The 26468-nt window shown below is 65.9% G+C and carries 26 protein-coding genes; 15 read left to right on the top strand and 11 right to left on the bottom strand.

Annotated elements, in window-relative coordinates; translation table 11 throughout:
- Positions 1 to 36 precede the first annotated feature (36 nt).
- On the top strand, positions 37 to 1302 hold the full coding sequence (locus FB562_RS05670; protein WP_141880258.1) for a glutamyl-tRNA reductase: 1266 nt from the start codon (positions 37 to 39) through the stop codon (positions 1300 to 1302).
- Positions 1303 to 1341: 39 nt separating this feature from the next.
- Here the strand turns inward: FB562_RS05670 and FB562_RS05665 are convergent, their stop codons facing one another.
- Positions 1342 to 3153: a DEAD/DEAH box helicase gene (locus tag FB562_RS05665; protein WP_246081348.1), complete on the bottom strand. Its 1812-nt coding sequence runs from the start codon at positions 3151 to 3153 to the stop codon at positions 1342 to 1344.
- 157 nt (positions 3154 to 3310) lie between these two features.
- Entirely contained in the window at positions 3311 to 3577 is a 267-nt protein-coding gene (locus FB562_RS05660; RefSeq protein WP_141881097.1) for a GlsB/YeaQ/YmgE family stress response membrane protein, read from the bottom strand.
- A 173-nt stretch (positions 3578 to 3750) separates the two neighbouring features.
- On the opposite strand from FB562_RS05660, the gene FB562_RS05655 reads away from it, so the two are divergent.
- The 5 genes from FB562_RS05655 to FB562_RS05635 all read left to right on the top strand — a co-directional run bounded on the left by FB562_RS05655 (position 3751) and on the right by FB562_RS05635 (position 10040).
- Positions 3751 to 4512, top strand: a complete 762-nt coding sequence (locus FB562_RS05655) for an SGNH/GDSL hydrolase family protein (RefSeq protein ID WP_141880257.1) — start codon at positions 3751 to 3753, stop codon at positions 4510 to 4512.
- Between the two features lie 293 nt (positions 4513 to 4805).
- Entirely contained in the window at positions 4806 to 5924 is a 1119-nt protein-coding gene (chvE, locus tag FB562_RS05650) for a multiple monosaccharide ABC transporter substrate-binding protein (RefSeq protein ID WP_141880256.1), read from the top strand.
- 80 nt (positions 5925 to 6004) lie between these two features.
- A complete protein-coding gene (gene mmsA, locus FB562_RS05645) occupies positions 6005 to 7537 on the top strand; it encodes a multiple monosaccharide ABC transporter ATP-binding protein (RefSeq protein WP_141880255.1) in 1533 nt (510 codons plus the stop codon).
- 3 nt (positions 7538 to 7540) lie between these two features.
- Positions 7541 to 8758, top strand: coding sequence for a multiple monosaccharide ABC transporter permease (gene mmsB / locus FB562_RS05640; protein ID WP_141880254.1), 1218 nt, complete (start codon positions 7541 to 7543; stop codon positions 8756 to 8758).
- 49 nt (positions 8759 to 8807) lie between these two features.
- Entirely contained in the window at positions 8808 to 10040 is a 1233-nt protein-coding gene (locus FB562_RS05635) for an ROK family transcriptional regulator (protein WP_185740464.1), read from the top strand.
- 18 nt (positions 10041 to 10058) lie between these two features.
- Here FB562_RS05635 and FB562_RS05630 read toward each other — a convergent pair whose 3' ends face one another.
- The 3 genes from FB562_RS05630 to FB562_RS05620 all read right to left on the bottom strand — a co-directional run bounded on the left by FB562_RS05630 (position 10059) and on the right by FB562_RS05620 (position 13393).
- Positions 10059 to 11159, bottom strand: coding sequence for a fatty acid desaturase family protein (locus FB562_RS05630; RefSeq protein ID WP_141880252.1), 1101 nt, complete (start codon positions 11157 to 11159; stop codon positions 10059 to 10061).
- A 179-nt stretch (positions 11160 to 11338) separates the two neighbouring features.
- On the bottom strand, positions 11339 to 12568 hold the full coding sequence (locus FB562_RS05625; RefSeq protein ID WP_141880251.1) for a D-alanyl-D-alanine carboxypeptidase family protein: 1230 nt from the start codon (positions 12566 to 12568) through the stop codon (positions 11339 to 11341).
- Positions 12569 to 12577: 9 nt separating this feature from the next.
- Positions 12578 to 13393 carry a TrmH family RNA methyltransferase gene (locus FB562_RS05620; RefSeq protein ID WP_141880250.1) on the bottom strand — a complete coding sequence of 272 codons (816 nt, stop codon included), beginning with the start codon at positions 13391 to 13393 and terminating at the stop codon, positions 12578 to 12580.
- Between the two features lie 157 nt (positions 13394 to 13550).
- On the opposite strand from FB562_RS05620, the gene FB562_RS05615 reads away from it, so the two are divergent.
- Together FB562_RS05615 and FB562_RS05610 are read left to right on the top strand one after the other, a co-directional pair.
- Positions 13551 to 14375 (top strand): NAD-dependent protein deacetylase, encoded by an 825-nt coding sequence (locus FB562_RS05615; RefSeq protein ID WP_246081347.1) that lies wholly within the window; start codon positions 13551 to 13553, stop codon positions 14373 to 14375.
- Positions 14372 to 15013 (top strand): histidine phosphatase family protein, encoded by a 642-nt coding sequence (locus tag FB562_RS05610; RefSeq protein WP_141880248.1) that lies wholly within the window; start codon positions 14372 to 14374, stop codon positions 15011 to 15013. The genes FB562_RS05615 and FB562_RS05610 overlap by 4 nt, the downstream gene beginning before the upstream one ends.
- A gap of 15 nt (positions 15014 to 15028) precedes the next feature.
- Here FB562_RS05610 and FB562_RS05605 read toward each other — a convergent pair whose 3' ends face one another.
- Positions 15029 to 16174: a glycosyltransferase family 4 protein gene (locus tag FB562_RS05605; protein ID WP_141880247.1), complete on the bottom strand. Its 1146-nt coding sequence runs from the start codon at positions 16172 to 16174 to the stop codon at positions 15029 to 15031.
- A gap of 13 nt (positions 16175 to 16187) precedes the next feature.
- Entirely contained in the window at positions 16188 to 17087 is a 900-nt protein-coding gene (locus FB562_RS05600; RefSeq protein WP_141880246.1) for an alpha/beta fold hydrolase, read from the bottom strand.
- 136 nt (positions 17088 to 17223) lie between these two features.
- Here FB562_RS05600 and treS point away from each other — a divergent pair, with 136 nt between their 5' ends.
- Both treS and FB562_RS05590 read left to right on the top strand, forming a co-directional pair.
- The gene (gene treS / locus FB562_RS05595) at positions 17224 to 18933 is read left to right on the top strand and encodes a maltose alpha-D-glucosyltransferase (protein WP_141880245.1); all 1710 of its coding nucleotides are present in this window, start codon (positions 17224 to 17226) and stop codon (positions 18931 to 18933) included.
- A 72-nt stretch (positions 18934 to 19005) separates the two neighbouring features.
- The gene (locus FB562_RS05590; protein WP_141880244.1) at positions 19006 to 19695 is read left to right on the top strand and encodes a 3'-5' exonuclease; all 690 of its coding nucleotides are present in this window, start codon (positions 19006 to 19008) and stop codon (positions 19693 to 19695) included.
- Positions 19696 to 19815: 120 nt separating this feature from the next.
- On the opposite strand, the gene FB562_RS05585 is transcribed toward FB562_RS05590, so the two are convergent.
- From FB562_RS05585 to glgA, 3 genes are all read right to left on the bottom strand, one after another.
- A complete protein-coding gene (locus tag FB562_RS05585) occupies positions 19816 to 20073 on the bottom strand; it encodes a type B 50S ribosomal protein L31 (protein WP_141880243.1) in 258 nt (85 codons plus the stop codon).
- A 123-nt stretch (positions 20074 to 20196) separates the two neighbouring features.
- Positions 20197 to 20988, bottom strand: coding sequence for an ABC transporter ATP-binding protein (locus tag FB562_RS05580; protein WP_141880242.1), 792 nt, complete (start codon positions 20986 to 20988; stop codon positions 20197 to 20199).
- A 51-nt stretch (positions 20989 to 21039) separates the two neighbouring features.
- Complete coding sequence (glgA, locus tag FB562_RS05575; RefSeq protein ID WP_141880241.1) at positions 21040 to 22221, bottom strand: glycogen synthase; 1182 nt, start codon at positions 22219 to 22221, stop codon at positions 21040 to 21042.
- A 46-nt stretch (positions 22222 to 22267) separates the two neighbouring features.
- Here glgA and glgC point away from each other — a divergent pair, with 46 nt between their 5' ends.
- Positions 22268 to 23509, top strand: coding sequence for a glucose-1-phosphate adenylyltransferase (gene glgC, locus FB562_RS05570; protein WP_141880240.1), 1242 nt, complete (start codon positions 22268 to 22270; stop codon positions 23507 to 23509).
- Positions 23510 to 23586: 77 nt separating this feature from the next.
- On the top strand, positions 23587 to 24225 hold the full coding sequence (serB, locus tag FB562_RS05565; protein ID WP_141880239.1) for a phosphoserine phosphatase SerB: 639 nt from the start codon (positions 23587 to 23589) through the stop codon (positions 24223 to 24225).
- A gap of 6 nt (positions 24226 to 24231) precedes the next feature.
- Here the strand turns inward: serB and fabG are convergent, their stop codons facing one another.
- A complete protein-coding gene (gene fabG, locus FB562_RS05560; RefSeq protein WP_141880238.1) occupies positions 24232 to 24942 on the bottom strand; it encodes a 3-oxoacyl-ACP reductase FabG in 711 nt (236 codons plus the stop codon).
- A 111-nt stretch (positions 24943 to 25053) separates the two neighbouring features.
- On the opposite strand from fabG, the gene FB562_RS05555 reads away from it, so the two are divergent.
- The 3 genes from FB562_RS05555 to FB562_RS05545 are packed head-to-tail and all read left to right on the top strand — an operon-like array spanning position 25054 to position 26458.
- The gene (locus FB562_RS05555) at positions 25054 to 25362 is read left to right on the top strand and encodes a DUF3099 domain-containing protein (RefSeq protein WP_141880237.1); all 309 of its coding nucleotides are present in this window, start codon (positions 25054 to 25056) and stop codon (positions 25360 to 25362) included.
- Positions 25359 to 25616: a hypothetical protein gene (locus FB562_RS05550; protein WP_141880236.1), complete on the top strand. Its 258-nt coding sequence runs from the start codon at positions 25359 to 25361 to the stop codon at positions 25614 to 25616. Before FB562_RS05555 ends, FB562_RS05550 begins: the two co-directional genes overlap by 4 nt.
- On the top strand, positions 25613 to 26458 hold the full coding sequence (locus FB562_RS05545; protein ID WP_141880235.1) for an SURF1 family cytochrome oxidase biogenesis protein: 846 nt from the start codon (positions 25613 to 25615) through the stop codon (positions 26456 to 26458). The genes FB562_RS05550 and FB562_RS05545 overlap by 4 nt, the downstream gene beginning before the upstream one ends.
- Positions 26459 to 26468 lie beyond the last annotated feature (10 nt).

The raw sequence follows: 26468 nt of genomic DNA, 5'->3' as shown, positions 1-26468 counted from the left end.
ACCAAGTCTGTCATCTACGCCGGTTACGATTGACAGGTGCTCCTCTGTCTCTCCGCCAACCATCACGGCGCGAGCTTCGAGCTCCTCGAGAAGTTGTCGGTTGGCGGCTCCGAGGTCGCGTCTCGGCTCGTCGAGTCCACCGACTTTCTCGATGGCGCAGTCGTTCTGGCCACCTGCAACCGCTTCGAGGCGTACCTCGATGTCGATGACACGATGCGTGAAGCGGATGCTCTGGGCGCGGTCATCGAGACCGTCGCGGCCCATGCGGGCGTCGACACGGTCGAACTCGCATCCTCGGCCGAGGCGCTCAGCGGCGACGCGGTGGTCCACCATCTCTTCTCGGTCTCTGCCGGGCTCAAGTCGGTCGTCATCGGCGAGGACGAGATCGCAGGCCAGGTGCGTCGGGCGCTCGGCTCCGCACGCAGCAACGGAACATCCACCTCGAGTCTGGAGCGGCTGTTCCAGAAGGCATCGTCGACATCCCGCGGGGTGAAGACCCGCACCGAGATCGGCCGCGCCGGTCGTTCGCTCGTGCGGCTCGCCCTCGATCTCTCGTCGAGCCGCATCGCCGACTGGTCGGCGACCCGCGTGCTGCTCATCGGCACGGGCGAGTACGCTGCCACGACCGTCGCTGCGCTGCGCGATCGCGGCGCCGCCGACATCGCCGTCTATTCGCCTTCGGGTCGGGCGGGCGCGTTCGCGGCACGGCTCGGTCTGCGTGCCGTGACCCAGCTGTCGACGGCGCTGAACGCATCCGACATCGTCGTGACCTGCACGAGCAGGCCAGAGCCTGTCGTCACCGCAGATCTGCTCCTGCCGGGCCGACGTCTCATTGTCGACCTCGGGCTCCCCCGCAACGTCGACCCCCTGGTGGCGAGCGTGCCCGGGGTGGAGCTGCTCGATCTGGAGACGGTGCGCCTGCATGCGCCGCTCGAGCAACTGAACGCGACGAGCGACGCACACGGCATCGTCGACGCCGCAGCAGCAGAATTCCGTGCCCGTGAGGCCGAACGTGAGGCTGCGCCCGCGATCGCGGCACTGCGCGGGAGGGTCTTCGGGGTGCTGGATTCCGAGATCGAGCGGATGCGGCGGCGCGGCACATGGAGCGCAGCCTCTGAGGCAGATCTCCGCCACCTCGTCGGAGTGCTGCTGCACACCCCTTCGTTGCGCGCGCGGGAGGCGGCCCGCGCGGGAGACGCCGACGCCGTCATCGCTGCCGTCGAACTCCTGCTCGGCCCCGTGGAGAATGCACCTGAGGCAGTCGCGGACTCCTCTGAGCAGGTCGAGGGTCTGGCCGGCTGAACCTGCTCTCTGCGGAGAGAGCCCGGGTTTCGGGTCGGATCAGTTGGTCCGGCGCAGCAGCTCGATTCGCGCTTGAAGCTGGGCGACACTCGCCTGCGGAACGGCCGGCCCGCCGACACTGCGCCGCAGCTCGGCATGGATCTGCGCGTGTGGCTCTCCTGTGCGCTTGGCCCGCATGCCGACGAGACTGTTGAGCAGGCGCCGCTGCTCCTTGAGGGTTCGGTGAAGCGCCGGGGGTTCGTGCAGCTCGCCGCCGAGCGCCTCAGCGACACGCTTGCGGCCCTCTGAGCGCTTCGACTGACGGGCCTGTCTGGCCTGCAACAGCTCGCGCACCTGGTCGGGTTCGAGCAGGCCGGGCAGCCCCAGGAAGTCGAGCTCCTCGAGGCTGCCGACCTCGGCGGAGAAACCGAACTCACCGCCGTCGTAGAGCACCCTGTCGAAGGAGGCATCCGAGGCGAGGGCTTTGAAGTCGAACAGATCGGCATCCGCCGAGGCCGATTCGGTGCGGTTCGCCTCGTCGAGGGCGTCGTCGTCGAGTGTGATCTCCTCGAGCCCGTCGCGGTCCTCGCGGTCGAGCGCGTGATCGCGCTCGAGTTCCATGGTGGTCGCCAGTGCCATCAGCGCTGGCACATTCGGCAGGAAGATCGATGCGGTCTCCCCTCGGCGGCGAGTGCGCACGAAGCGGCCGATCGCCTGTGCGAAGAACAGCGGCGTCGAGGATGATGTCGCGTACACGCCCACGCCGAGCCGCGGCACGTCGACGCCCTCGGAGACCATGCGCACGGCGACCATCCAGCGTGAACTGCCTGCCGAGAACGAGGCGATCCGTTCGTTCGCCTCCTTCTCGTCGGAGAGCACCACGGTCGGCTTCTCCCCCGTGACCTTGTGCAGGATGTCCGCATAGGCCCGTGCCGTGTAGTGGTCGGTCGCGATGACCAGACCGCCCGCATCCGGAACCCCCTGCCGCACCTCGGTCAGCCGCGTGTTTGCGGCTTTGAGCACCGAGGGCATCCAGTCGCCCTCCGGGTCGAGGGCCGTGCGCCAGGCCTGCGCCGTCACATCCTTCGTGTCGCCCTGCCCGAGCTGGGCCTCCATCTCGTCGCCCGAGCGCGTGCGCCAGCGCATCCGCCCCGCATAGGAGAGGAAGATCACGGGGCGCACGACGCCGTCCGCGAGGGCACGCCCGTAGCCGTAGCTGTAGTCGGCGTGCGATGTGCGGATGCCGTTCTCGTCGGGATGGTACGTCACGAACGGAATCGGCGATGTGTCGGAGCGGAACGGCGTTCCCGTCAACGACAGGCGCCGGGTCGCCGGCTCGAAGGCCTCACGGATCGCGTCGCCCCAACTGAGAGCGTCGCCGCCGTGGTGCACCTCGTCGAGGATGACGAGCGTGCGCCCGCCCTCGGTGATGCTGCGGTGCAGGCTCGCTCTGGTCGCCACCTGCGCATAGGTCACGGCGACGCCGTGGAAGTGCCGCCCTGCCGAGCCGTAGGCGTTCTTGAAGTTCGGGTCGAGCCGGATGCCCACGCGATGCGCCGCATCCGCCCATTGGGTCTTGAGATGCTCGGTGGGGGCGACGACGGTGATGCGGTTGATGGCGCCGCTCGCGAGCAGCTCCGTGGCGATGCGAAGCGCGAAGGTCGTCTTGCCTGCGCCGGGTGTCGCGGCAGCGAGGAAGTCGCGGGGTCCGCGGGCGAGATAGGCGTCGAGCGCCTCCTGCTGCCACGCACGAAGCTTGTCGGCTGTTCCTCGTGCAGCACGTTCCGGAAAGGCCGGAGAGAGGTTCTCTGCCGCCGAGGTTCCCACCTGATGCGCGCTGGGGCGGCGAGCGGAGGATGGGGAGATGTTCACTGAATAAGACTTTAGCCTCAGCCGCCGACATCCTCAGCCACCGGTGTCTTCCGAGGCCGGTGGGCGGCATCCGGATGCCCTCCTGGCGCAAAGAAGCGCCGCCTCACCATTCGCCAGGAACGGTGAGGCGGCGCAGCAGAGAACTGCTGTTCGCCCGTCAGGCCTTGCGGCTGCCGCGGGTGATGAAGCCCCAGATCAGGAGCACGACGATGGCTCCCACGATGGCGATGAGCCACGACTGGATCGACCAGAAGTCCTCATAGCCGATACCGAAGAGCAGGCCACCGAGCCAACCGCCGATGAGTGCGCCGATCACACCGAGGATCAGCGTTGAGAGCCAGCCTCCGCCCTGCCTGCCAGGCAGGATGAGCTTGGCGATGGCACCCGCGATGAGTCCGAGAATAATGAACGATAACCAACCCATGACGACCTCCCAGTCGATCACTTTCGCAGCCGCCGAGTCTCGACGACCTGAGATAAGTTTTACATGCCCCCCGAAAGCGGGGCAATACTGAGCTCGGAGAGTCGTGTGATAAAGAAACGAGCCTTCCTACAAGAGTTTTGGCGGTTCAGCACACGATCATGCAGCATGGAATCATGACCTCACAGCATCCCTGGTCGCGTTATGTCGCCCTCGGCGACTCATTCACCGAGGGCATCGGGGACCCGGAGCCGAACAGCCCGGGCGGGCATCGGGGATGGGCAGATCGCGTCGCCGAGGTCCTCGCCACCCAGACCGCAGACTTCGCCTACGCAAACCTGGCGGTGCGCGGCCGCCTGCTGCAACAGATCATCGACGAGCAGGTGGAGCCGGCTCTTGAGCTGCGCCCCGACCTGATCTCGATCTCCGCTGGCGGCAACGACATCATCCGCCCCAACACGGACCCCGACGAGGTCGCCGCACGGCTGGAGGGGGCCATCGAGCGGCTGAGGTCCGCGGGTGCGACCGTCGTGCTCTTCAACGGACCAGACATCGGAATGACGCCCATGATGCGGCGCATCCGTGGCAAAGTCGCGATCTACAACGAGAATCTCAGGGGAATCGCGCACAGACACGACGCGATCGTCGTCGACATGTGGGCGCTGCGCGAGCTGCAGGACTCGCGCATGTGGGCGCCGGATCGGCTGCACTTCTCCCCCACCGGCCATCACACCATCGCCAGGGCCATGCTCGAGGCGCTCGGCGTCGACCACGGCCTGGAGGCGTTCTCCCCCGAACCCCTGCCGCCGAGGCCGTGGCGCCAGGCGCGCACGGACGACATGGTCTGGGCTCGCGAACATCTCATGCCGTGGGTGATCCGTCGCATCCGCCACCAGTCCTCGGGCGACGGAATCGCACCGAAGAGGCCCGGCTTCTAGGCGTATTCGATCGGCTGCATGCTGGCAGCCGCGTGATCTCGCGGGCTGCACGCGATGCGTGGTCGGGGCATCCGTGACGGCGTCGAGCCGTGCCCTCGGAAATTTCTTTGTTGTCGGCGTAGACAAACCTCCGAAGAAGTGGCTATGTTGTCCCCGTCAACAAATGTCGCGCGAAGCTGCCGACGGTACGAAGGCGCAACGCACCGGTTCCCTGTGGTGTCGTCTGCGCCCTCTGCCATTCCTCGGACGGCTCGTGATTCGCGTCATGACCGCATTCAGAGAGGAAAGCACCCATGTCCATCCCCAAGAAGCTCCTGGCCGTCGCAGCCACCGGAGCACTCGCAGTATCGCTCGCAGCATGCTCAGGCCAGGCGCCCGGTGGCGGCGACGCATCCGACAGCGCCGTCGACTGCAACGTCGGCATCTCGATGCCCACCCGTTCGCTCGAACGGTGGATCAACGACGGAGAGCAGCTGCAGAAGCTGCTGAAGGACGACGGCTGCACCGTCGACCTGCAGTACGCAGACAACAAGACCGATCAGCAGATCAGCCAGATCCAGAACCAGATCGCCGGCGGGGCCAAGATCCTCGTCGTCGCATCGATCGACGGCCAGGTGCTCGCGCCGGTCCTCGAAGAGGCGAAGAAGCAGGATGCCGTCGTCATCGCCTATGACCGGCTCATCAACGGCACCGAGAATGTCGACTACTACGCGACCTTCGACAACTACAAGGTCGGCCAGCTGCAGGGCCAGTACATCGTCGACACGCTCGGCCTCGACTCGGAGGCCGGGCCGTTCAACCTCGAGCCCTTCGCCGGAAGCCCCGACGACAACAACGCCAAGTTCTTCTTCTCGGGCGCTTGGGATGTTCTGAGCCCCTACATCGAGAGCGGCAAGCTTGTCGTTCCGAGCGGCAAGTCACCCGCGACGACGGATGACTGGGCCTCGATCGGAATCCAGGGTTGGGCGTCAGACAAGGCGCAGGCCGAGATGGACAACCGCCTCTCGTCGTTCTACACGGGCGACGAGAAGGTCGACGTCGTGCTCTCCCCCAACGACAGTCTCGCCATCGGTATCGAGGCGTCGCTCAAGTCCGCAGGCTACAAGCCGGGTGCCGACTACCCGGTGATCACGGGTCAGGATGCCGACAAGGCGAACGTCAAGGCGATCCTCGCCGGCGAGCAGTCCATGACCGTGTGGAAGGACACCCGTGCCCTCGGCGCGCAGGTCTTCGAGATGATCAAGGAGATCGTCGGCGGCGACGAGGTCTCGGTCAACGACACGGAGACCTACGACAACGGCAAGAAGGTCGTGCCGTCGTACCTGCTCGAGCCTGAGGTCGTGACGAAGGACCTGGTGCAGTCGAAGCTCATCGACTCTGGCTTCATCAAGGCGTCCGACGTCGGACTGTAGCGGCTCTGCGGCCGGATCCGTCTCTCGGGCCGGATCCGGCCGCAGTCTCTTCCCCTGCATCCGACAGCAAAGGAACCACCATGGAGTCATCCAGCATTCTGGCGATGACCGGAATCACCATGACGTTCGGCCCGGTGAAGGCACTCGAAGACGTGTCCATCACGGTGCGTCGCGGCGAGGTGCACGGCATCTGCGGAGAGAACGGTGCGGGCAAGTCGACGCTCATGAAGGTACTGAGTGGCGTCTACCCCGCCGGCAGCTACGAAGGCGACATCCGATTCGACGGCAAGGATGCCGCCTACCGCTCGATCAACGACAGCGAGCGTGACGGGATCGTCATCATCCATCAGGAGCTGGCCCTCAGCCCCTACCTCTCCATCGCCGAGAACCTCTTCCTCGGCAACGAGCAGCACAGGCGCGGCGTCATCGACTGGAACGCCACCAACAGCAGAGCGGCCGAACTGCTCGACCGTGTGGGCCTTCGTGAGAACCCGGCGACGCCCGTGCTCGAACTCGGGGTCGGCAAGCAGCAACTCGTCGAGATCGCCAAGGCGCTGTCGAAGAACGTCAAGCTGCTCATCCTCGACGAGCCGACCGCTGCGCTCAATGACGAGGACTCGACCCACCTGCTCGGACTGATCGAGCAGCTGCGCGCCCAGGGCATCACCTGCATCATCATCTCGCACAAGCTCAAGGAGATTAAGCGCATCGCAGACAGCGTGACGATCATCCGCGACGGCAGGATGATCGAAAGCTTCTCGATGTCGGAACCCGACGCCACTGAGGGTCGCATCATCCGTTCGATGGTCGGGCGCGACCTCAACAACCTGTTCCCGCCCCGCGACCCAGACATCGGTGAGGAGGTGCTGCGGGTCGAGGACTGGACGGTGCACCACCCGGTCGACACCGCCCGCAAGGTAGTCGACGGGGCATCGTTCACGGTGCATGCCGGCGAGATCGTCGGCTTCGCCGGACTCATGGGGGCGGGCCGCACGGAGCTGGCGATGAGCGTCTTCGGCCGCTCCTACGGCACGAAGATCTCCGGCCGCATCTACAAGCGCGGAACCGAGATCCAGATGCGCACCGTCGGCGAAGCCATCAAGCATGGTCTCGCCTATGCGACCGAAGACCGCAAACGCTACGGCCTCAACCTCATCAGCGACATCGCCGAGAACATCTCGTCAGCCGCACTGGGCAAGCTGTCGCGCTGGAGTGTCGTCAACCGCAACCGCGAGTACAAGGTCGCCGACTCGTATCGCCAGAAGATGAACATCAAGGCGCCGTCGGTCTCCGCCATCACCGGCAAGCTCTCGGGCGGCAACCAGCAGAAGGTCGTGCTGTCGAAGTGGATCTTCACGGGGCCGGATGTGCTCATCCTCGACGAGCCCACACGAGGCATCGACGTCGGTGCGAAGTACGAGATCTACGGCATCATCAACGAACTCGCCGCCCAGGGCAAGGCCGTCATCGTCATCTCATCGGAACTCCCTGAGCTGCTCGGGCTCTCGGACCGAATCTACGCAATATCCGAAGGACGGCTGACGGGCGAGGTAGCCCGGGCCGACGCTACGCAGGAAGTGCTCATGAAGTACATGACTGCGGGAAAGGACTGAGTCTTGAGCTCGACAACAACAACACCGACGACCCCGTCAACACCGGAGAGGAAGGGGCGCAGTCGACCGGCGCTCGGCGTCAACCTGCGGCAGTACGGGATCCTCGCGGCGCTCGCCGTCATCATCATCCTGTTCCAGATCCTCACCGATGGGCGGTTGCTCTACCCGGGCAACATCAACAACCTCATCCAGCAGAACGCCTACGTCCTGATCCTCGCCATCGGCATGGTCATCGTGATCATCGGCGGGCACATCGATCTGTCGGTCGGTTCGATCGTGGCCATGGTCGGCGCCATCACGGCCATCGCGATGAACAACTGGGGCCTGCCCTGGTGGGCTGCCGTCATCGTCGCCCTGTTCGTGGGTGCGCTTGTCGGTGCCTGGCAGGGATTCTGGGTGGCATTCGTCGGAATCCCGGCGTTCATCGTCACCCTCGCGGGCATGCTGTTGTTCCGCGGGCTCACCCTCGTTCTGCTCACCGGCGGAACGATCAGCGGGCTGCCGGACAGCTTCGTCGACATCGGCGCGGGGTGGTTCCCGGCGTGGCTCGGCGAGATCGGCGGCCGCGACGTGCTCACGCTCGTCTTCGGTGTGGTCGCGGTCGTCCTCCTCGTGCTGCAGCAGGCTCGTGCTCGCGCAGCGCAGCGTCGTCTCGACCTCGCACGCGAGCCGTTGCTCTCGTTCTGGATCAAGATGGGCATCGCCGCGGTCGCGATTCTCTCGCTCTCATGGCTGCTCAGCGACTATTCGGGAACCCCGTACATCCTGATCATCCTGGCGGGGCTGATCCTCGCCTACACCTTCGTGCTTCGTAACACGATCTTCGGTCGCCACGTGTACGCCATAGGAGGCAACCGCTTCGCGGCGATGATGAGCGGCGTGAACACCCGGTGGGTCGACTTCTTCATCCTCACCAACATGGGCCTCCTTGCAGGCCTTGCCGGTGTGGTCTCGACCGCCCGCGCCGGAGGAGCGGTCGCATCGGCAGGAACGAACTATGAGCTGGATGCGATCGCGGCGGTGTTCATCGGCGGCGCGGCGGTGCAGGGTGGTGTCGGCACCGTTGTCGGCGCCGTGATCGGGGCGCTCGTCATGGGCGTGCTGAACATGGGTCTGTCGATCCTCTCCGTGGATGCCGCGTGGCAGATGGCCATCAAGGGTCTGGTCCTGCTTCTGGCAGTCGCCTTCGACATCTTCAACAAGCGGCGCGGCTCGAGGTAGTCCCAGTACCCTCGACGAAGGAAACACGCTCAAAGGTGGGAGGGGTGCGATGAGTCGTCGTGCGGATGTGACGGACGCACGCACCGCTCCCCCTTCCGCGCCGCGGACGGGAACGCGAACGAGCAATGACCAGTTGCGTCGCTTCAACCTGTCGATGCTCATGGAGTTGCTGCATCACAACGGCGGATGCTCACGCGCTGAGCTGACAAGACAGACGGGGCTCAATCGCTCCACCATTGCGGTTCTCGTCTCCGAACTCGTCGAAGCCGGGCTTGCGTACGAGGGTGAGCCGGAGACCGTCGTCGGGCAGATCGGGAGGCCAAGCCTCCGGGTCCATCCTCAGCCACGGCTGGCCGCGATCACGGTGAACCCCGAGGGCAGGAGTATCGCCATAGGGCTCGTCGGTCTCGGCGGCGAGATCATTCGCAGCGTGCGCTTCGACACCGCCCACATACCGACCCCGGCCGAGACAGTCGCTGTCGCCCGGTCGATCGTTGGGGGGATGCAGCCCGAGATTCGGGCGAACTATGACATCGTCGGTATCGGCGTGGCTGTTCCCGGGCTGGTGAATGCGAGCAACTCGCGCATCGTCAACGCGCCGCAACTCTCATGGCACGATGTCGATCTCGCGACCCCGATGGCAGACGCGTTCGCGCTGCCCGTGTATGTCGCCAACGATGCGAGTGTCGGCGCGATCGCCGAGAACATGTTTGGTGCGGCGCGCGGCGTTCGCGACCTGGTGTTCGTCAACGGTGGCACGAATGGAATCGGCGGCGGCGTCATAATCGATGGTGCGCCGCTTCGAGGTACGACGGGTTTCGCGGGTGAGCTCGGCCACATCATGGTGAACAGCAACGGCCGTCGCTGCCATTGCGGACGCATCGGATGCCTCGAGACAGAGGTGAATCTCGCATCCATTCTGGAACCGCTCAGGCTGACGAGAGCCGACGAGCACGAGCTGGACATCGAGCTCGGGGTCACACGTGATCATGCTGTTCTCGAGGAGGTGCAGCGTCAGCTCGGCTTCCTCTCGATCGCCCTGACCAACCTCGTCAACATCTTCGACCCGGAGATGGTCGTGCTCGGCGGTTACCTCGGAGCCCTTCTCACCGTCTCGGAGGAGAGGCTCGGGGGGACGCTGAACCTTCGATCGCTCTCGGGGCACTCGCGTGCCGTCACGCTCAGTCGCGCACGACTGCGTTCGCGTCGGGTCATGATCGGCGCGGCCGAGCTGGCGTTCGCACCCCTGCTGACCGACCCGTTGTCGTTCCGGCGGTCGTGAGCTGCGAACGCCCTGGGGCTAACGCCCGAGCTGGGCGGCCGCTGGGCAGTCGAAGGGGTCTCCCCCGGCTGCGAGCCCCACACGATTCAGGTACTGGATCACGATGCCGTACGACTGGGTGAGGCTCGTCTCGGTGAACGGGATGTTGTGGCTCGCGCAGTACTCCTTGGCGATCTCGTTCGCCTTGCGCAGATGGGGGCGGGGCATGTTCGGGAACAGGTGGTGCTCGATCTGGTAGTTGAGTCCGCCCATGAACGTGTCCATGAGCCAGCCGCCCTTGATGTTGCGCGAGGTCAGCACCTGACGACGCAGGAAGTCAACCTTGCTGTCATGCGGCAGGATCGGCATGCCCTTGTGGTTCGGAGCGAAGGCTGCACCCATGTAGACGCCGAACACGGCGAGCTGCACGCCGAGGAATGCGAACGCCATGCCGAGCGGAAGCACGAGGAACAGCACGGCGAGATAGGCGCCGACGCGGCTCGTGAGCATCGTGATCTCGATCCATCGTTCCTGCACCTTGCCGCGGCCGAACGCCGTCTTGAAGCCGTGTACGTGCAGGTTGAGGCCCTCGAGCATGAGAGCCGGGAAGAAGAGGTAGCCCTGGCGCTTGAGCACCCAGGCGTACAGGCCCTTCTTCTGTGCCGCATCCGTCTCCTGGAAGATGATGAAGTCGGGCTCGATGTCGGGGTCTTTGCCCACGATGTTGGGGTTCGCGTGGTGGCGGGAGTGCTTGGTCATCCACCACTGGTAGCTGATACCGACGAAGGCGTTGGCGAGTGTGCGCCCGACGACGTCGTTGAGCTTGCCCGATGCGAAGATCTGTCGGTGGGCTGCCTCATGGGCCAGGAAGGCGTACTGCGTGAGCACGATGCCGAGGGCTGCCGCCATGAGCAGCTGGAACCAGCTGTCGCCGAGCAGGATGAAGCCGGTGATGACACCGCCGAGGGCGAGTGTGATTCCGCTGAACATGAGGTAGTAGAAGGTGGTGCTCCTGCGGAGCAGGCCGGCGTCGCGCACAGTGTTGAGCAGCGCCGAGTATTCGGTCGTCGGGCTCTTGCGGTCACCGCCCGGACGCGTGCGGGTGAATGTGACGACGGGTTGTGCTTCGGCGGCGCTCATGGCTCCCTCGATTCTGGTGACTTCCCAGCCGGGGTCATATGATGTAGCGCTTGCTGCAACGGATACCTCAAGAGCCTACTTGAAGACGTACCGTTTCCACTGAGGAATCGCGAATTACAGGCCGGATCGAGCATATTCCCAGCCTCTACCCATGCCGATTCTGGAATATACCCGGCTGTTCAGCCAGCGAGGCGACCGGGATTGGACAGCCTCCACAGCGGCCCGGGATCGCTGAGTTCGACGTCGAGCACGAGCGGAATCGAGAACGAGTCGGAGCCGGCCATGACCAGCAGTTCACCGACCTCGGTTCCCGCTGCGGCAAGCGCGACGGGGTGCAGCGACACGGATGCGGTCACCGGCGTCTCGCCCCAGACGACGACGTCGCGGCGCTGCTCGGCCACCGCATCCGCGTGCTGCCCCCATGCCGTGCTGTAGCTGCCGAACGACTCTCCCTCGGCTGTGATGGGCACGCTGTGGAAGTCGTCGCGCAGCGAGTCGATCAGGGCGACCACCTCCGGATACTGGGAGGCGTGTGTCGCCCCGCCGAGGGCGACGCCCACGACCGTGATCGACTCCGTGCCGACCTCGACGTCGGTGGAGAAGAGGAGGCAGGCCCCCGCCTCGTCGAGCGTGCCCGTCTTGATCCCGTCCACACCAACGGAGCCGAGGATCTTGTTCGAGTTCTCGATCAGACCCATGACCGGCAGGGTCGCGGAGCTCATCGAGACGATCTCGGCGACGACAGGGTTCGCGAGGGCGAGCTTGCCGAGCTCGAGGAGATCGGATGCGGTACTCCGATTGGCGGGGTCGAGCCCCGTCGGTTCCATCACTGTGGTGTCGTGCAGGCCGTTGCGATCGAGCCAGTCGGCGGTGGCTGTCACGAAGCCCGCATCCGATCCGAAGGCCCACACGCCGAGCGACCGCGCATAGTTGTTCGCCGAGGAGATCAGGGATGCCTGGAGGGCCTGGTACTCGCTGAGCACGAGCCCCGCGCTCACGGGCTCGACGGATCCGAGCACCGCCCTGTAGTCCCAGTAGTAGCCGACGTCGGTCTCAGTGAATGCGATATCCGGGCCTGACTCCCCGAGGGTGAGCGGATGCGCCTCCAATATGACCAGCGCGCCGATCACCTTCGTGATGCTCGCGATCGGGAGCGGATCAGCACTCCCGCTGGAGGCGAGTACCCCGGGAAAGCCGACGGCACCGATCGCCACGGCCGAGCTGCTCGGCCAGCTCAGCTCGACGGCGGCTGTCTCCGGCGTCGTGAAGTCGATCGTGCTCGGTGTGTAGGGGCCGATGGGCGCGAGAAGCGTCAGCGGAAGATAGGCGAGCGCCGTGATGAACGCCGTGAGCCCGCCGAGCACGGCCAGACGCCGTCGACGGTAGACCCTGTTCGGAGTGTTCGGCACCCGGCAATCCTAGGATGCCCGTGCCGGGTCGCGGAGAGCCCAGATGGCGACGGCGGCAGCGGCGGCGACGTTGAGGGAGTCGACTCCCCCGAACATGGGGATCGTGACGACGGTGTCGGCTGCGGCGAGGGCTGCCCGGCTCAGTCCGTCGCCCTCCGTGCCGAGCACGAGCGCGACCTTGTCCGGTGCGTTTGCCGCAAAGTCGTCGAGCGAGACGGCGTCGTCGGAGAGGGCGAGTGATGCGATGTGGAAGCCGTGCGCTGAGAGGACCGGGCCGGCCTCATCCCACTCCGGCATGCGGGTCCACGGCACCTGCAGCACGGTCCCCATGCTCACGCGCACGCTCCTGCGGTAGAAGGGGTCGGCACATCGGGGTGAGATGAGCACGGCATCCGCCCCCAGCCCCGCCGCAGCGCGGAAGACGGCCCCGACATTGGTGTGATCGGCGAGGTCCTCGAGCACGACAACCCGGGTCGCGCCCTCGAGCAGCTCATCGAAGGGACGCAGAGGAGGCCTGTGCATCGATGCGAGTGCGCCCCGGTGCAGGCTGAAGCCGGTCAGCCCGCTGAGCAGCTCGTCTTCGCCGATGAAGACGGGAACGTCGAATCTCTCGGCCAACGGCGCCAGATCATCGAGCCACTTCTCGAGCACGAGGAATGAGCGCGGCCTGTGCCCGGCCTCGAGGGCCCGAGCGATGACCTTGACGGACTCCGCTATGTAGAGACCGCCCGCGGGCTCGGAGAGGCGACGCAGCACCACATCGGTGAGCCTCGCGTAGTCGGCGAGCCCTTCTACCTCCAGATCGGTGACGCGTTCAACACGCATGGCTGCCCCTTCCGGCGGATGCGCGGCCCGCTCGCCGCACGGCTGTGCCTCCGGAAACATATCGGATAACCGCCGCGTTCACAGTGTGAGAAGCTGAGAACCGGCATGTGGTTCGAGCCGTGTGCAGGTTCTTTCGCGCATGCGAACTGGAGGATGGATGCCCGACTCAGAGTCGCCCGTCGAGCGGATCGCCGCGCTTGTGCAGGGTCGCAGACTTGCGGTGCTGACGGGTGCAGGGGTGAGTACCGACTCCGGAATCCCCGATTACCGGGGTGAGGGCGCCCCCGTACGCAATCCGATGACCTTCTCGGAGTTCCTCGACAGCGAGTCCTATCGCAAACGCTATTGGGCGGGCAGTCATCTCGGGTGGCGTCGCTTCTCGTCTGCCGCTCCCAACAACGGGCACAGGGCTCTGGCCGCGCTCGAGGCGGCCGGTGTGACCAACGGCGTCATCACGCAGAACGTCGACGGGCTCCACCTCCGGGCCGGGTCGGAGAAGGTCGTCGATCTCCACGGTTCCATGGAGCGGGTCCGCTGTCTCTCCTGCGGGCAGTTCTTCGCTCGCGCGGCCATCGCCGAGGCGCTCACCTCCGCCAACCCCTGGTTGGAGACTCCTGACGCGCCCGAGCTGGGTCCCGATGGGGATGTCACCCCGGCGGGGATCTCCGAGTTCGTGCTGCCCCAGTGCACGGTGTGCGGCGGAGTGCTCAAGCCGGATGTCGTCTTCTTCGGCGAGTTCGTGCCGACGGAGCGCTTCGCGGAGGCGCGTGCGCTCGTGCAGTCGGCTGACGCACTGCTCATCGCAGGCTCCTCGCTCGTCGTCAACTCCGGCATCCGGCTGCTTGAGGTTGCGCTCAGGAGGCACGTGCCTGTGATCATCGTGAATCGCGGCGTCACCAAGGGCGACTCGCGCGCGACGCTCAAGGTCGACGCCGGCACATCGCAGACGCTCGCGGCCCTGGCCGAGAGGCTCATCGGATGAGCCTGCTCTATCTGGTCCGCCACGGCGAGACCGACTGGAACCGACAGCGACGCATTCAGGGCCGATCGGATGTCCCGCTCAATGACACGGGGCGGGCGCAGGCGCGAAGCACGGCGCAGGTGCTCGCTGGGCGGGAGTGGGGTGGCATCTACTCCAGCCCGCTCTCTCGCGCGCTCGAGACCGCAGAGATCATCGCGACCGAACTCGGGATGGCCTCGCCGATCGCGCTCGACTCCCTCACGGAGCGCGACTACGGCGACGCGGAGGGCAGCACCGACGCCGAACTGTCCATCCGCTACCCCGGCCAGGTTCCCGTCGAGGGGCGGGAATCACGCAGCGACGTTGCGGATCGGGTGCTTCCCGTTCTCACGGAGCTGGCCCGACGCCACGAGGGAGAAAGCCTGCTGGTCGTGAGCCACGGAGGAGTCATCCGATCGCTGCTCCTGGCGGTCGCCCCCGGCGATGGCAAGCACCACGACGAACCGATCACCAATGGCTCGGTGCACAGTTTCCGTCATGCGGAGGGTTCCCTCGAACTTGTTCAGTTCGACGACCCGCTCGAAGAGCAGACCGTCGGGGATGGTTCGGGAGACATCGAGGAGCAGAACGCCGTCGAGCGTCGCGACACGCAGGGCTGAGCGCACACGCCGAAATCAGTTGGCGTGTTTTGCGGCCGTCTCGTTCAGCGCCTCATCCTGCGTCGCGGTCTCGCCGGATTGCAGATCTTCGGCCGTTGCTCCGACAAGCGAGAGGGCCAGCTCGTACAGGGTGCGGGCTGAATGCTCCCAGCTGAACTCGGCCGCAGCCGCGACCGAGAGCAGCGAGTGACGCTCCCACTCCCCCGGCATATCGAGCCGAAGCACCGCCTCGGCGAGTGCTCTCTCATCATCCGGCGCGAAATAGTGTGCGGCCTCGCCACCGATCTCGTGGAACACAGGGATGTCGCTGACGACGACAGGGGTGCCGGCGGCCATGGACTCGACCAGCGGGATACCGAAGCCCTCCTGCCGGGAGGCGGAGACGAGAGCCGTCGCCGACGCGAGGATGCGCAGGTACTCCTCGTCGCTGACCCCGTCGTGGAACAACAGCGATCCTGAAGGGGCGATCCGTTCAAGACGGGCGCGCTCCCGCGGGAGCACCCTGCTCAGCAGCCTCAGACGGTAGCCCGGAAGCAGCCAGAGCGCCCTCGCGATCGTTTCGACATTCTTGTACGGCATGAAGGAGCCCATGTACACGAGCTCCTTGCGAGTGGGCCGGGCCCGTTCAGACGCCTCAGGTTTTGGCGCGTCTACAGCGCTGCGCACGACCGTGATCGGGCGCGAGGTCAGCCGCGCGGCGACGATCTCGTCACGGCTGGAGAAGGAACCCGTGACAACCGCATCGGCCCGAGCCAGAAGCATCCGCACCGGTAGATAGCTCAGATGGTAGACGCGCCAGCCCATACGCACCGGCCAGGAGAACTCGCGGGGAGGCCGACGGTTGCTGTAGTAAATGAGATCGTGCAGCGTGAGGATGAACCGGTACCGTCTGCCGACGGAGCCCATCGTCTGCATAGGGGTAAAGACGACATCCGGCTCGCTTCGCGCCACGATGCGCGACACCCACGGTTCACGAAGACTCGTCGGATCCGTTCCCATGATCCAGGGCAGGTCCGGAAGCATCGTGAGCTGACGCTCGTCGCTGATGAGCATCGTGACAGGGGTCAACCGTGCGAGGGCCGTGACTAACTCGGCGGTGTATCGGCTGATGCCGTCGTGCCGCTCCAGACGGGTGTAGCGGCAGTCGAAGACGATCTTCACGACCAGGGCCGCATCATGGCAGATCGAGCGATCCGAGAAACTCGCTGATCGCCTCGGCCGCCGGAACAGGGCTCTCGTAGTGGATGAGATGCCCGACTCCTGGTAGCACCACGAGCTTCGAATTGGGAATCGACGCGGCCAGAGCCCGGTTCGCTGACAGCGGCGTGATGTCATCGAGCTCGGCGGCGACGAGAAGCGTCGGCAACTCAATAGACTCCACGAAATCTCCCACGCTGTGGGCGATCGACGCTTCGAAACCTTCGATGACAGAGCGCCTGGTGGCAAAGTTGCTGAAATAGGTGTGGTGCTCGTTGTGGATCCACTTGCGTAGCCCCTTGTCGCGGGTCTTCACGAGCGCCGAGCTCATGAACTGCACGATGAGAGGCGACCGCAGCAGGCTGTTCGCCAGTCGCTCCGGCAACATGCCTGCGGTGCGGTAGAACATGACCGTCAGGAAGGTCGAGACGGGGCGCGGCCCCTTGAGTCCGGAGATGGCGATCGGATTGACCAGGATGAGCGCCTGGGCCTGCAGGCCTCGCTTGAGGGCGGCCGAGGTGATGATGGAACCGAAGGAGTGTCCGAGCGCGACCGCTCGGCCGGTCAGGCCCAGGGCCTCGACGAAGGCGATCAGCCACTGGGCGTAGCCGTCGATGTCGTGCGCGGTCTCGGTGAGCGGGGTCGACTCTCCGAAGCCCGGAAGGTCGGGGCTGATGAAGCGCACGGAGGGCAGCTGGGCGATGACGGGTTCGAGCCCGTGGTGCTCCCCTCGGTAACCGTGTGCGAGGACCACCGTGACCGGGGCATCCGGGTCGCCGTACGTCCAATATCTGGTCGTGCTGCCCAGCACGACGACCTCGTCCTTCGTGACGGGGATCTTCTCGAGCAGGGAGGCGTAGGGCGAGTGAACGTTCATCGCTCACAGTCTAGGGAACGCTCCGACTGTCGAGCCGCGCGGATGCCCTCTCTTGCGGCATTTCGCAGCGTGCGGCGATCTAGACTCGGTGGATGTGTCGTGACTGTCCCCACGGCCTTCCGCTGAGAGGAGTCTCGTGAGTTTTACCGCCCCGATCCAGCTTCCAGGGCTGACCCTCGATCCGCAGTGGTATCGCCGTTCGGTCTTCTATCAGGTCATGGTCCGCTCCTTCGTCGACAGCAACGGCGACGGAACAGGCGATATGGCTGGCCTGATCTCTCGCCTCGACTATCTCCAGTGGCTCGGCGTCGACGCCCTCTGGATCCCCCCGTTCTTCACCTCCCCGCTGCGGGACGGCGGCTACGACGTGGGCGACTACAAGTCGATCCTTCCCGAGTTCGGCACGCTCGACGAGTTCAAGGAGCTCGTCACGAAGGCTCACGAGCGCAACATGAGGGTCGTGATCGACCTGCCGCTGAACCACACATCGGATGCCCATGAGTGGTTCCAGCAGTCCCGTCTCGACCCGGAGGGCCCCTATGGGGACTTCTATGTCTGGAGTGACACCGACGAGAAGTACGAGAACATCCGCATCATCTTCACCGACACGGAGGACTCGAACTGGGCCTTCGACTCTGAGCGGCGGCAGTTCTACTTCCACCGTTTCTTCTCGCACCAGCCCGACCTCAACTACGACAATCCTGCCGTGCACGAGGCGGTCTTCGACGTGGTTCGCTTCTGGTTGGAGCTCGGCGTCGACGGCTTCCGGCTCGACGCCATCCCCTATCTGTACGAGTCGGACGAGGGCAACGGTGAGGGTGAGCCGCCCACGCACGAGTTCCTCAAGAAGCTGCGGGCGATGGTCGACCACGACTATCCCGGGCGGGTCATGATCGCTGAGGCGAACCAGTGGCCGCGCGAGGTTGCCGCTTTCTTCGGCACCGAGGAGGAGCCGGAATGCCATATGGCCTTCGATTTCCCTGTCATGCCTCGCATCTTCTATTCGCTGCGCTCGCAGCAGGCCGGCGAGCTGGTGCAGGTTCTCAGTGAGACGACGGATGTTCCGGATGGCGCCGGCTGGGGAATCTTCCTGCGCAACCACGACGAGCTGACCCTTGAGATGGTCTCGGAGGAGTACCGGCAGGCCATGTACGGCTGGTACGCCTACGACCCCCGGATGCGCGTGAATGTGGGCATCCGACGTCGCCTGGCGCCGCTGCTCGACAACTCGCGTGACGAGCTCGAGCTGGCTCACGCACTGCTGTTCTCCCTCGCGGGCAGCCCGTTCCTCTACTACGGCGACGAGATCGGCATGGGAGACAACATCTGGCTTCCCGACAGGGACGCCTCGCGCACGCCCATGCAGTGGACTCCCGACCGCAATGCCGGCTTCTCGTCTGCCGATCCCGGCAAACTGTATCTGCCGGTCGTGCAGTCGCTCGTCTACAACTACTCGCTCACCAACGTCGAGTCGCAGCTCGCCCAGTCACGTTCCCTGCTGCACTGGGTGCGCAACGTCGTGCACGTGCGCAAGGCGCATCCGGTGTTCGGGCTCGGCAGCCTCACGGTGCTGGAGGCGAACCACGAGTCGGTACTCGCCTTCGTCCGTTCCTATGAGGGCTCGGGCACCCAGTTCGGTGATGCCGCCGAGGACGTGCTCTGCGTGTTCAGCTTCGCCCACAATCCGATCTCGGTGACGATCTCGGACGAGCAGCTCGCAGGCCGTGGTCTCGTCGACCTGTTCGGCGGGGGCGACTTCCCGCGCTTCGCCGACGACGGTTCCGTGACGCTCACGATGGGCACCCAGAGCTTCTTCTGGCTGCACATCGGAGACCAGCAGCAGTAGCGAACGGCGGGCTCGGGGCTCGGCCCTGTGTCGGTGCCGCCCACTGTCGGCGGCTCGTCCTAGGGTTGCAGTGTGAACGCATCCTGGTACGAGACGCTGGCGGTATTCGACCTCGAGACGACGGGCATCGACGTCGAGACGAGTCGCATCGTCTCAGCGCATGTCGGAGTCATCGATGCGGCGGGCAACAGCGTCGAGGAGACGAGTTGGCTCGCCGACCCCGGAGTGGAGATCCCGTCGCAGGCGAGTGCGGTGCACGGCATCACGACAGAACGGGCACGCGCGGAGGGCAGGTCGGCGGCTGAGGTCGTCGCCGAGATCGTCGCTGCCCTTGCCGATCTTGTCGGCCGCGGCATCCCGATCACGGTGTTCAACGCGCCCTACGATCTGACCCTGCTCGCCCGTGAGGCCGTGCGACACGGCGTGACCCCGCTGGTCTCCCCCGGGCCGGTCATCGACCCGCTCGTGATCGACAAGGCCGTTGACCGCTACCGGCGAGGCAAGCGCACGCTTGAGGCGGCAGCACTGCACTACGGGGTCTCACTCACCGACGCGCATGACGCGGGGGCGGATGCTGTGGCGGCGGGGCGGGTGGCTCAGGCGATCGGCCAGCGCTATCAGGCGCAGCTGCCAGCGGATGCCGCAGAGCTGCACACAGCGCAGGTCGCGTGGGCGGCGGAGCAGGCGGCGAGCTTCCAGGAGTACATGAGGCGCACCAAGGATCCGTCGTTCACGGCGTCGGGAGCCTGGCCCCAGCGCTGAAGCGGCCTGAGACACCAGGCTGCTGCCGATACAAGCGGACCCGCATACAAGAAGAGCTAAGACAAGAAGAAGGGCAGCCCCACAGGGGCTGCCCTTCTTCTGTTGCTTCTGGGTCGGAGCTTACTTGGAGCTGCCGAAGTTCTTGTAGCGCGAGTTGAACTTCTCGACGCGGCCGGCCGAGTCCATGATGCGCTGCTTGCCGGTGTAGAACGGGTGGGACTCGGACGAGATCTCGACGTCGATGACCGGGTAGCTGTTGCCGTCTTCCCACTCGATCGTCTTGTCGCTGCCGACGGTCGACCGCGTCAGGAACGTGGCGCCCGATGCAAGGTCACGAAAGACGACGGGTGCGTACTCGGGGTGGATGCCAGACTTCATGGTGTTTCCTTGGAATTGGTGAATCGTGGACTCACGAATCGTGAATATGACTGATGGAAAATCTCGGCCCGTGGGCCAGCTATCTACAATACCAGACGACCGCGTCGACCGCGGCGCATCCGGTCAGTTCTGTTGCTGCGCCCGCGCGGTGAAGCGCCCGTCCTGCTTGCTGATCTCGAGCGGCAGGCCGAAGGTGTCGCTGAGGAGTTCGGATGTCAGCACATCGTCGATCTCCCCCTCGGCCTGGATCTCGCCATCGGCGAGCAGCATGGCGTGGGTGAAGCCCTCGGGGATCTCCTCGACATGGTGTGTGACCATGACGATCGCGGGGGCCTCCGGTGACGACGCATAGCCGCTGAGCAGCTGAAGCAATTCCTCGCGGGAGCCGAGGTCGAGGCTCGCGGCGGGCTCGTCGAGGAGCAGCAGCTCCGGGTCGGTCATCACCGCGCGGGCGATCTGCACCCGCTTCTGCTCGCCGTCGCTGAGATCGCCGAAGCGACGTTCGGCGAGGTTGCCGAGCTTCCATTCGGCGAGCACGCGCTCGGCGCGCCTCGTGTCGAGGTCCTCGTAACTCTCCGTCCACCGGCCCGTCACCGAGTAGGCGGCGGTCATGACGACGTCGATGACGCGTTCATTGCGCGGAAGCTTGCGCGCGAGCGCCGTCGACGCGAAGCCGATGCGCGGGCGCAGCTCGAAGACGTCGACGCTGCCCAACTGCTGGTCAAGCAGCATCGCTGTTCCCGAACTCGGGTGGAGCTGTGCCGCGGCAAGCTGCAGCATCGTGGTCTTGCCGGCGCCGTTCGGCCCGAGCACCACCCAGCGCTCATCGCTGTTGACGGTCCAGTCGACCGAATCGAGGATTGTGGTGCCGTCACGGACGACGGAGACATCGGAGAGCTGGAGGACGCTGGCCATGGTTCAACTCTATCTCCCCCACCCCGTGCAGTCGGGCGGCGCGTGGGCGCGTCAGGCGAGTCGTGCGTAGATCTCCTGCGTGCGGCGCGAGATGCGATCCCAGCCGAACTCCCGCTCCGCCCGTGCGCGGCCTGCTGCGCCCATGGCGGCCGCCGTGACGGGGTCGCCGACGACCTCGGTGAGCGTTCGGGCCAGGTCGGTGACGAAGCGCTCGGGGTTGAGCGGCGTGCCCGTGCCGTCATCCGCCTGCTCGATGGCAACCAGCCGGCCGGTCACGCCATCGTCGACGACCTCGGGGATGCCTCCTGTCGCCGTGGCGACGACCGGCGCACCGCAGGCCATCGCCTCGAGGTTGACGATCCCGAGAGGCTCATAGACGGAGGGGCAGACGAAGGTCGTTGCGGCCGTCAGCACAGCGGAGAGCTCGGCCTGCGGGAGAAGCCGCTCGATCCAGACCACACCCGTGCGCGTTCGCTGCAGTTCGGCGACGGCCGTCTGCACCTCGGCGAGGAGCGCGGGCGTGTCTGCCGCCCCCGCACACAACACGAGTTGCACCTCCGGCGGCAGAAGGACGGCGGCCTTCAGCAGCCAGGGCAGGCCCTTCTGGCGGGTGATGCGGCCGACGAAGACGACCGAGGGGCGCTCGGGATCGATACCGAGAGAACGAACCGTGTCGTGATCATCCACCGGCTTCCAACGCTGGAGATCGATGCCGTTGTAGACGACGTCGACCTTCTCCGGGTCGAGGGAGGGGTAGCTGCGCAGGATGTCCCGGCGCATCCCCTCGCTGACGGCGATGACGGCATCCGCCGCCTCGAACGCGGTCTTCTCTATCCAGCTCGACACCCTGTAGCCGCCGCCGAGCTGCTCGGCCTTCCACGGGCGCAGCGGTTCGAGGCTGTGCGCGGTGACGACATGAGGGATGCCGTGGAGCAGCGATGCCACATGCCCGGCGCCGTTCGCGTACCAGGTGTGGGAGTGCACGATGTCGGCACCCGCGCAGGCCTGAGCCATCTCAAGATCGGTTCCGAGCGTGGCGAGGGCGGGATTCGCGCCGGCCAGGCCCTGCGGTGTGCCGTACGCGGTGACGCCCTCCTCGGAGCGCTCCGCGCCGAAGCAACGGACGCGCACATCGATGTCTCGGCGCAGCTCTCGCACAAGCTCCGCCACATGCACGCCGGCGCCACCGTAGACCTCCGGCGGATACTCTCTCGTCAACACATCGACTCTCACAGCGTGAACGCTAGTACAGTCGCGACGCCTCGCATACTGTGGAGCCATGGCATCACAGAAGATATTCGGGATCGTCCTGGCCGGCGGCGAAGGTAAGCGCCTGATGCCCCTCACAGCAGACAGGGCCAAGCCGGCGGTGCCGTTCGCCGGCAACTACCGGCTCATCGACTTCGCCCTCTCCAACCTCATCAACTCGGGGATGCGCCAGATCGTCGTGCTCACCCAGTACAAGTCGCACAGCCTCGACCGGCACGTGTCGCAGACCTGGCGGCTGTCGGGCCTGACCAACTCCTATGTGGCATCCGTTCCCGCGCAGCAGCGTCTCGGCAAACGTTGGTTCGCCGGATCCGCAGACGCCATACTGCAGAGCCTCAACCTGCTGCGAGACGAGAAGCCCGACATCGTTGTCGTGGTCGGCGCCGACCACGTCTACCGCATGGATTTCAGCCAGATGATCGAGGCGCATATCGAGTCCGGCGCCGGGGTCACGGTGGCGGCGATCCGTCAGCCGATCGCGCTGGCCGACCAGTTCGGCGTCATCGAGGTCGCAGCCGACGATCCCACGCGCATCCACGCCTTCCACGAGAAGCCGCAGAATCCTGTCGGCCTGGCCGATTCGCCCGGTGAGGTGCTCGCATCGATGGGCAACTACGTCTTCGACGCCGATGTTCTGATGGATGCCGTCCTGCGCGACGGCGAGATCCCATCGTCGAACCATGACATGGGCGGCGACATCGTGCCCGACTTCGTCTCCCGGGGTGACGCCGCCGTCTACGACCTCAACCGCAACGAGGTGCCGGGGGCGACCGATCGCGACCGCTACTACTGGCGTGACGTCGGAACCATCGACTCGTACTACGACGCTCATCGAGACCTGATCTCGGCACTGCCCGTGTTCAATCTCTACAACCAGCAGTGGCCGATCTTCAATCAGCAGTTCAACGCGCCGCCGGCCAAGTTCGTGCGCGATGCGGCGGGCAATCTCGGCACCACGATCGACTCGATCGTCTCGTTGGGCTCGCTGCTCTCCGGCGCCCATGTGGAGCGGAGCGTTCTGGGCCCGTGGGCGACGATCGACTCCGCCGCCCATGTCGTCGACTCGATCGTGTTCGATGCCGTGCGCATTGGGCAGGGGGCCACCGTGCACAGGGCTATTCTGGACAAGGAAGTCGTTGTCGACGACGGTGTCTCCGTCGGAGTCGATCCGGATGCGGACAGGGCCAGAGGCTTCACCGTCACCGAATCGGGCATCACCGTCGTCGGCAAGGGTATCCACGTCATCGACTGATGGCATCCGATGCACCGATGTGACCGGGGGCGCTGCCTTCCGGCCCGACCCTCAGCGTTTGGACGGCGGACACCCCGATGACCCGATTCCTGATAGTCCTCGACGTCGATTCGACCCTCATCGAGAACGAGGTCATCGAGCTCATCGCCGAAGAGGCCGGATCGCTCGAGGAGGTCGCCGACATCACCTTTCGGGCGATGAACGGCGAGCTCGACTTCGCCCAGAGCCTGCAGCGCCGCGTCGCGACCCTCGAGGGGCTTCCCGTCGAGGCGCTGGACCGCGTCAGGAGTCGCGTCGAGGTCACCCGCGGTGTCCCGGCCATGGTCGAGGCTGCGCATGCCGCAGGCGGTCGCGTGGGCGTCGTGTCCGGCGGCTTCCACGAGATCGTCGATCCCTTCGCCGCGGGTCTGGGCCTCGATTTCTGCCGCGCTAACCGGCTCGAGGTGCGTGACGGCAGGCTCACAGGGCGCGTCGAGGGTGCCATCATCGACGCCGAGGCGAAGGCGAGCACCCTGCGGGAATGGGCCGAGGCATCCGGGGTGCCGCTGAGTCGCACCGTCGCCGTTGGCGACGGAGCGAACGATCTGCGGATGATGGAGCTGGCCGGGCTGTCCGTTGCATTCGACGCGAAGGCTCCCGTGCGGGGTGCGGCAGACGTCGTACTCGACGAACGGGATCTCAGTCAGCTGCTCCCGCTGCTGGGCCTCTTCGGCTGAGCGGGGTCAGTGCCCCATCCCGAGGCCGCCGTCGACGGGGATGACGGCACCGCTGATGTAGGCGGCATCATCGCTCGCGATCCAGCTGATGACCTTCGCGACCTCGGCCGGCGTCGCGAAACGCGCCGCCGGGATCGCCTTGCGGTACTCGGCCTGCTGCTCCTCCGGCAGCACGGCCGTCATCTCGGTCTCGATGAAGCCGGGCGCGACGACGTTCGCGGTGATGCCGCGCGCGCCGAGCTCCCGAGTGATGGAGCGGGCGAGGCCCACGAGGCCCGCCTTTGACGCCGAGTAGTTCGCCTGGCCGGCCCCGCCGTACAGCCCGACCACGCTCGAGACGAGCACGATCCGGCCGAAACGGGCCTTGAGCATCCCCTTGGATGCGCGCTTGACCACACGGAAGGCGCCCGTCAGGTTCGTATCGACGACGGAGGTGAAGTCCTCCTCGCTCATGCGCATCAGGAGCGTGTCACGCGTGATGCCCGCATTGGCGACGACGACCTCGACGGGGCCGAGCTCCGCCTCGATGGCGGTGAAGGCCTGGTCGATCGACGCGGCATCCGTGACATCCGCCCGAACGGTGAGGCTGCCCTCCGGACCGCTCCCGGAGCGCGCCGTCACAGCGACCCTGTGGCCCTCCGCCAAGAACTGCTCCGCGATGGCGTAGCCGATTCCGCGATTGCCGCCTGTGATGAGAACGGTTCTGATCGTCGACATCGTGCTCCTTCTCCGTGCGCAATCTCTGTGCGCATGCCATGCATGTGGGCGCCGGGCCGAAGGCCCGTCGAACTCCCACAATCTTAGACTTAGGCTTGATACAGGAACCCCATGGCCAAGCCCCAATCGATCACCTCTCTCCCCCGGTCCCCCGATGATGACCGGCATGCCCGCATGCTCAAATACGCGGTGACGATGGGAATCAGGCTCGTCTGCATCATCGCCTGTTTCTTCACTCCCGGATGGTGGCTGCTGCTGCCCGCCATCGGCGCCGTCGTGCTCCCCTACGTGGCTGTCGTGGTCGCCAATGTGTCGAACACGCGCGGAGGAGATGTTGACCGCCCCGGCCTCGGCACGGTTGTGCGTTACGACCCGGGTCAGGGCTCCGAGGTGCCCCCGAAGGGCGAGGCACCGAGATGAGCCTTCTCGGCTGGGGCTCGGAGCCTGCCGCTCCGCAGTGCTCGCGCGCCGGATGCCGCGAGGATGCCCGCTGGAACGTCAACTGGCGCAACCCCCGCATCCACGGTCTCGAGCGCGTGAAGGTGTGGCTCGCCTGCGACGAGCACCGCGACTACCTCGAGGGCTACCTCGCTGCACGGGACTTTCCGGTGGTCGTCACGCCGCTCGGTGAGGCCGTCGACATCGTCCCCGACAGCACAGGAGGTGCCGGATGAGCGGCTGGCGTTTCGTCCTCTCGGCCCGGTGGGCCGGGTACCTCGCCCTGGTTCTGGTGTTCGCGACCGTGAGCTGCATGTTCGGCAACTGGCAGTTCGACCGTCGCGCCGAGGCCAGGGCGGCCATCGACCTCGTCGAGGCCAATTACGACCGCGAACCGCAGGCGGTCACCGAGGTGCTTCCGACGCTCGACTCCTACAGAGGCTCTCAGAAATGGACGCCCGTGCTGTTGAACGGCGTGTACCTCTCCGACGACGAGATGCTCGTGCGCAATCGCCCGTTCCGCGGCAGCCCGGGTTTCGAGATCCTAACCCCGCTGCTCCTCGACGACGGAACAGTCTTCATCGTCGACCGCGGTTGGGTCCCCGTCGGATCACGACAGGATGCTCCGGATGAGATTCCCCCGGCACCGCAGGGCGAGGTCGAGGTCGTCGCGCGGCTCAAGGCGGGCGAGCCCGTACTCGAAGGGCGTGGGGCGCCGGCGGGGACCAACCAGATCGCCACCATCAATCTTGGGCAGGTCAGCGAAAGGCTCGAGCGGGAGATGTACACGGGAGCGTACGGCATCGTGTCCTCCCAGGAGCCGGCTCCCGCATCGGTCCCACTCACCCCTGACAAGCCAGAGGCCGACGAGGGCCCCCATCTCTCCTACGCGCTGCAGTGGTACGTCTTCGCACTCCTCGCGTTCGTGGGGCTCGGCTGGGCGCTGCGCCAGGAGTACCGCGTCGTCAACGCCGACGACCCCGAGGTGCGCCGACAGGCCGAGGAGAGGGAGCGCAAGCGCGCCCAGCGCAAACCTGACGACGCCGAGACCGAGGATGCCCTGCTCGACAGCGTGTGAGCATCCGGAA

The organism is Homoserinimonas aerilata, assembly GCF_006716125.1.
Classification (GTDB): Bacteria; Actinomycetota; Actinomycetes; order Actinomycetales; family Microbacteriaceae; genus Homoserinimonas; species Homoserinimonas aerilata.
The sequence above is the reverse complement of the archived record's forward strand: the minus strand, read 5'-3'. Positions and strand labels throughout refer to the sequence as shown.

Excerpts from the sequence above, each read along its gene's own strand:
- FB562_RS05555 (WP_141880237.1), top strand. The coding sequence starts at position 25,054 with ATGGCCAAGCCCCAATCGATCACCTCTCTCCCCCGGTCCCCCGATGAT.
- serB (WP_141880239.1), top strand. The coding sequence starts at position 23,587 with ATGACCCGATTCCTGATAGTCCTCGACGTCGATTCGACCCTCATCGAG.
- FB562_RS05600 (WP_141880246.1), bottom strand. The coding sequence starts at position 17,087 with ATGAACGTTCACTCGCCCTACGCCTCCCTGCTCGAGAAGATCCCCGTC.
- glgC (WP_141880240.1), top strand. The coding sequence starts at position 22,268 with ATGGCATCACAGAAGATATTCGGGATCGTCCTGGCCGGCGGCGAAGGT.
- FB562_RS05545 (WP_141880235.1), top strand. The coding sequence starts at position 25,613 with ATGAGCGGCTGGCGTTTCGTCCTCTCGGCCCGGTGGGCCGGGTACCTC.
- chvE (WP_141880256.1), top strand. The coding sequence starts at position 4,806 with ATGTCCATCCCCAAGAAGCTCCTGGCCGTCGCAGCCACCGGAGCACTC.
- FB562_RS05655 (WP_141880257.1), top strand. The coding sequence starts at position 3,751 with ATGACCTCACAGCATCCCTGGTCGCGTTATGTCGCCCTCGGCGACTCA.
- FB562_RS05550 (WP_141880236.1), top strand. The coding sequence starts at position 25,359 with ATGAGCCTTCTCGGCTGGGGCTCGGAGCCTGCCGCTCCGCAGTGCTCG.
- FB562_RS05580 (WP_141880242.1), bottom strand. The coding sequence starts at position 20,988 with ATGGCCAGCGTCCTCCAGCTCTCCGATGTCTCCGTCGTCCGTGACGGC.
- FB562_RS05585 (WP_141880243.1), bottom strand. The coding sequence starts at position 20,073 with ATGAAGTCTGGCATCCACCCCGAGTACGCACCCGTCGTCTTTCGTGAC.
- mmsA (WP_141880255.1), top strand. The coding sequence starts at position 6,005 with ATGGAGTCATCCAGCATTCTGGCGATGACCGGAATCACCATGACGTTC.
- FB562_RS05660 (WP_141881097.1), bottom strand. The coding sequence starts at position 3,577 with ATGGGTTGGTTATCGTTCATTATTCTCGGACTCATCGCGGGTGCCATC.
- FB562_RS05610 (WP_141880248.1), top strand. The coding sequence starts at position 14,372 with ATGAGCCTGCTCTATCTGGTCCGCCACGGCGAGACCGACTGGAACCGA.
- fabG (WP_141880238.1), bottom strand. The coding sequence starts at position 24,942 with ATGTCGACGATCAGAACCGTTCTCATCACAGGCGGCAATCGCGGAATC.
- FB562_RS05620 (WP_141880250.1), bottom strand. The coding sequence starts at position 13,393 with ATGCGTGTTGAACGCGTCACCGATCTGGAGGTAGAAGGGCTCGCCGAC.
- FB562_RS05635 (WP_185740464.1), top strand. The coding sequence starts at position 8,808 with ATGAGTCGTCGTGCGGATGTGACGGACGCACGCACCGCTCCCCCTTCC.
- FB562_RS05615 (WP_246081347.1), top strand. The coding sequence starts at position 13,551 with ATGCCCGACTCAGAGTCGCCCGTCGAGCGGATCGCCGCGCTTGTGCAG.
- FB562_RS05630 (WP_141880252.1), bottom strand. The coding sequence starts at position 11,159 with ATGAGCGCCGCCGAAGCACAACCCGTCGTCACATTCACCCGCACGCGT.